This window comes from Vibrio sp. D173a, assembly GCF_030248475.1.
This window is the reverse complement of the sequence record NZ_JAHGAH010000635.1, coordinates 1-777: the sequence shown is the minus strand read 5'-3', so window position 1 is coordinate 777 and position 777 is coordinate 1. Positions and strand designations below refer to the sequence as shown.

The 777-nt window shown below is 39.9% G+C and carries 2 pseudogenes; one reads left to right on the top strand and one right to left on the bottom strand.

Features of this window, described 5'->3' with window-relative positions:
- Window positions 1-5: 5 nt before the first annotated feature.
- Window positions 6-263: pseudogene (locus tag KIV40_RS28115) on the bottom strand (ornithine carbamoyltransferase subunit F); the annotation flags it as partial.
- Between the two features lie 153 nt (window positions 264-416).
- Between KIV40_RS28115 and KIV40_RS28110 the strand changes: the two are divergent.
- Window positions 417-572, top strand: a pseudogene (locus tag KIV40_RS28110) (alpha amylase C-terminal domain-containing protein); the annotation flags it as partial.
- Between the last annotated feature and the right edge of the window lie 205 nt (window positions 573-777).

The window sequence follows — 777 nt, the reverse complement described above, 5'->3', positions numbered from 1 at the left end:
TTTTAACCAATCTGAGACCCAGAAGGCCCGATATAAGAGACTTGTGCTCCTTGATCAAAGGCAGCGACCTCGAAGGCACATCGAGTTCGAGTAGAGGCTTTTTCAAAGATCAGGGCAATGTTTTTGCCGCTCAGTTTCTTCTGTTCAGTACCTGCATACTTAGCTTTCTTAAGATCGGCCGACAAATCCAACAAGAATTGGATCTCTTTTGGAGTAAAGTCGAGCAATTTTAGAAAGTTACGATTGCGAAGATTAAAAGCCATATCTCGCTCCTTGAGCAAATAGAATCAATGAAGGCTTTAGTTAAACATAAAAATGCTATATTTGTGAATATTTATTTTATTAATTTCATAAAAAAGACCAGCACGTATTGGCTGGCCTGAATAAAAGAAGAGAGAGTATTGAAATTAGATACCAACCTGTTACTGAACACTGACGACGCAAAATACAACGGCAGTGGCTTTGAGGTTAAGCAAGTTGCTGAGATTGAATCCGTAGAAAGTGAAGGCCTAGAGGCATCAATTGAGCTACGTCTGCCGCCGTTATCAACGGTTTTCTACAAGTTAAATTAAGTTGTTGGGTAATTAGCTCAGACTACTAGAAAGTAAAATGGGAGCCTCTGGGCTCCCATTTTTTATGTCTGATTCGTCTGCTTACGGTTCAAGCAGCAGAGTTGTTTGCTTAGCTGGGTCTAAAGTTAGTCATTTTGAAAAGCGAGCGACCAATAACAGTTTCAATGACTTGCTTTGCATTACTTCCAAAGCTTTCGATAGCTTT